Raw genomic sequence first — 3,864 nt, 5'->3', positions numbered from 1 at the left:
GAGGCGTGCGGGAACGTGACGCTCGACACGCCGAAGCCGGCCGCGCCGTGCTCGGTGTACGGCTTGATGACGTCGCTGGCCACGTTCGACGTGACCGTGGCCTGGACGGTGGTGTCGTCGTTCTCGTCCTCGGGGTAGACGTCGTTGCCGAAGCGGTCGACGGGCGTTCCGTACACGAGGAGGGTGCCGCCCTGCTTGACCGAGACGTGGTCGAGGACGTCCAACTCGGACCCGGAGAAGCTGTCGTCGTCGCTGATGTCGAGGTCGAGGCCGATGACGGTGCCGTCCGGGCGGATGATGTAGTACGCGCCCTTGCGGTCGTCGATGAGGCCCTTGTCGAGTGCGACGGCAGCGAGACCGTAGGCGGCACCCGGGTCGACGGTCAGCTCGGCGTAGACCGTGGTCGTCACGTCGCCGCTCGTGGCGGTCACGGCGAAGTCGAAGGAGGACGCCTCGGTCGCGGTGCCGCTCAGCTCACCCGTGGTCGGGTCGAACGTGATGCCCTTCGGCAGCTGGTCATCCGGGGTGATCTTCCCGTCGCCGTTCGTGTCCGCGTCGGTCTCGGAGCCGAATCCGAGCTCGGACTGCTCCTGGGTGGAGACCACGGTGCCGAGCGTGTCCTCCTCGGTGCCGTAGTACCAGGCGAGCTCGTAGGTCGGCGCGGGGTAGCCCTGGGCGCGGAAGGTGTACGAGTACGCCTCACCGGCCACAGCGTCCTGCGGGAGGAAGAAGGTGTCCTCGTCGGCCTCGGAGCCGCTGTCGAGCGGCGTGCCGGTCTCGTCGACGAACACCGGGTCCTGCGTGATCTCGGTGGTGGTCTGTGCCTGCGCTTCGACGGCCGTGCCGGTCGAGTCCTTGCCCGACACGGTGACCACGATGACTGCACCGACATCGGTGGGCTTGATGTCGTAGAACTGGTCGGTCCCGAGTTCGTCGCCGGTCGCTTCGTTGGTCCAGGAGAAGGCCAGGGGCGCGAGTTGCTTGTCGAAGCCCGTCGTCGTGGCCCTGAGCGTCGAACCGACCTTCGCGTCACCCGAGATCGTCACGGTCGGTGCCGCGGCGGCGGTGGTGCTCGCGTCCGCAGCGTCGCCGGTCGCCGGAGCCGAGGAACGCAGGTGCGGCAGCAGCGAGGGCGTCGGAGTGGTCGACTCCGTCGGCGTCGGCGTCGACTCTCCGGTCGGCGCGGGTGTCGATGTGGCCGACGAGGTCGTCGTAGGTGCGGGCGTCTCGGCGGGCGCCGGAGCCGGCGTCTGCGTCGGACCAGCCGATGTGGACACCGAGCCGTCGGTGTCCTCCGGCGCGGCGTGCGCGGCCGTCGCGGTCATGATGCCGAGGCCCGTCGTCAGGACGACCAGTGCGGCGGTGGTGCCGAGCGCGCAGGCGCGTCGGACGGTGGAAGTGCTTCGACGCACGTTCTCCCCCAGGGTCCAGGTCCGGCGGGTACCGGATCGTAAGAGTTCGCCGAGAATCCTCGGCTCTCGGATCGTAGGGCCGCGCTGCGTGGACACGAGGACTCGACACCGAAATGTGACCAGGGTTGGGGGGACGGTGCGGAAACCGGCACGGGCCCGGTGCCGATCGGCACCGGACCCCCTCCGTCCGCGGAGGAACCGCTCAGAGGCGACGGCGGCGCAGGCGGAACCCGAGGAGCGTGGCACCCGCAGCGAGCAGACCAGCGCCCCATGCGATCGGCGTGCGCTCGTCGGCACCGGTGTAGGCGAGCGTCGCGCCCGTGCCGGTCGCGGAGGTCGCGACGGCGGCGGTGGCGAGCGGCTGCACGGCGACGGTGAACGACGTCGAGACGCCGTCCTGCGTCACGGTGAGCCGGTGCTGCGAGGCGTGCGGGAACGTGACCCGCACGACGTGCGCCGTGGCGTCGGGGACGATGCGGTCCGACGCGACCGAGCTCGTGAGCGTCGGGAGCGGCTGCCCGGCTGCGAGGTCCGGCACCGTCGGGTTCCCGAACCGGTCGACGGCGAGGCCCGCGACGACGAGTGTGCCGTTCTGCTGCACCGGCACGGAAGACACCCGGCCGAGGTCCTTGCCCGTTCCGCTGAAACGTTCGATCGATCCGTTGGGAGCCACCTCGTACGCGGTGCTGCCCGGCTTGCCGGTGCCGACGAAGGTCTCGACCCCGACCGGTGCTGCGGGGCGCACGGTGAGCCGGACGTACTCGGTCGCCGTGGCGGTTCCGCGGAGGGCGACGACCTCGAAGTCGTACGTACCGGCGGTGGTCTCCGTGCTCGTGAGCACGCCGGTCGACACGTTGACGGTGAACCTCGACGAGGGGGCGTCCTGGATCGCGTAGGCGGTGGACCCGCTTCCCCCGACGACCTGGAAGGTGTGGGTGAACGTCGCCCCGGCAGTCGCGGTCAGCGCGAGCGGCTTCGCCTTCGTGGACGGCTCCGTGAAGGACACGGGCGAGGGTGCCACGGTGACCCGCACGTACTCGGTGACCTGCGTGCCACCGCTCAGTGCGACGACCTCGAAGTCGTAGGTCCCCGGCGTGGTCGGGGTCGTGCTCAGCACGCCGGTGTCCACGTTCACGGTCCAGGCGGTGGTCGGTGCGTCCTGGATCGCGTACCCGACGGTGCCGTTGCCGCCGGTGGTGTGGAAGGTGTGGCTGAACGGGGTGCCGACCGTTGCGGTGAGGGCGAGCGGGTCCGCCTTGGTCGACGGCTCGGTGAACGCGAGCGGCGTGCTCGCGTCGGGAGCCGGGGTCGTGCCGGTCGAGGTCGAGGTCGAGGTCGAGGTCGTGCCGGTCGAGGTCGTCCCCGTCGCGGTCGAGCCGGTCGTCGTCGGCCCGGCAGCAGGCGCCGAGGTCGACGTCGACGTCGCCGTGTCCGTCGCTGCGTTCGCCGCGGGGACGCCGAACGCCGCTCCGGAACCGACGGTGACGATCGCGATCGCGGTCGCCGCGACGAGACCGGCACGACGGCGCGGCGAGAAAGTGGTGGTGCGCATGGATTTCCCCCCTGGGAGGTCCTGGGTCGCAGGGCGGCCATCCGCTCCTGTCGACGCTGACGCTACGGCTCCGAGGAGCCGTGCGGGTGGACTCCAGGTTGCGGTTCCATCACGGAACGATTCGGGTCCGCACAGCATCTGACCTGGGGTTTTCCACAGCAACACGACGAACGGACGGGAGGCGCGGTGCGGGCCCGCACCGCGCCTCCCGTCCGCCGTCGGTCGCGTCAGACGCGACGGCGACGCAGGCGGTGCAGCAGCAGACCGCCGCCGGTGGCGAGCAGGCCGAGCGCCCACGCGACGGGCCCCGAGGCGTCCGCGCCGGTGTACGCCAGGCTGCCCGGCGCGTCGTGGCCCGCCGCGGTCCGGGCCGCGGGCACGACGTCGGACGGGACCGCCCGGGAGCCGCCCTCGTCGCCCACCGTGGCGACGTTCCGGGACGGGGGCTCTGAGGTGACCGTCGTGCCGCCGCTGACGGGGTCGACGGTGGACCGATCGCTCGCGACGTCGACCGTGAACGAGGTCGAGACACCGCCCTCCGACACCGTGAGGGTGCGCGAGCCGGCCTCGGTGAAGGAGACCGTGTTGGACCCGGTGTCGGACCACACGGCCCGGTCGGTGGCGACGGTGCTCGCGACGGTCGACCGCGGGTACGGGTCGTCGTCGCCACCGGGCGTCGTCCGGTTGCCGTACGCGTCGACGGCGAGGCCGGCGAGCACGAGGGACGAACCCTCGGCGACCGGGACCTCCGGGACGATGCGCACGCGCCCCTGGCCCACCGCCTGCTCCCAGATGGTCCCGTCGGTCTCCACCTGCCACGTGCCGTCGCCGTCGGTGCTCGACACCGCGAAGGTGACGCCGACCGGGGCGCCCGGGCGGACGGTGAGCCGGACGTACTCG

Annotated in this window: 2 protein-coding genes and 1 pseudogene; all 3 read right to left on the bottom strand. The window is 71.8% G+C overall.

Annotation, left to right across the window (positions count from 1 at the left end):
* The coding region (locus tag NS184_RS16875; RefSeq protein ID WP_058727223.1) for a putative Ig domain-containing protein at positions 1–1,412 on the bottom strand (1,412 nt) is incomplete at its 3' end.
* 202 nt (positions 1,413–1,614) lie between these two features.
* Entirely contained in the window at positions 1,615–2,964 is a 1,350-nt protein-coding gene (locus tag NS184_RS16870) for a hypothetical protein (protein WP_058727222.1), read from the bottom strand.
* Positions 2,965–3,191: 227 nt separating this feature from the next.
* Positions 3,192–3,864, bottom strand: a pseudogene (locus NS184_RS18500) (hypothetical protein); the annotation flags it as partial.

The sequence above is a fragment of the Curtobacterium luteum genome, assembly GCF_001475545.1.
GTDB classification, from domain to species: Bacteria; Actinomycetota; Actinomycetes; order Actinomycetales; family Microbacteriaceae; genus Curtobacterium; species Curtobacterium luteum_A.
This window is presented reverse-complemented; position numbering and strand designations above follow the sequence as displayed.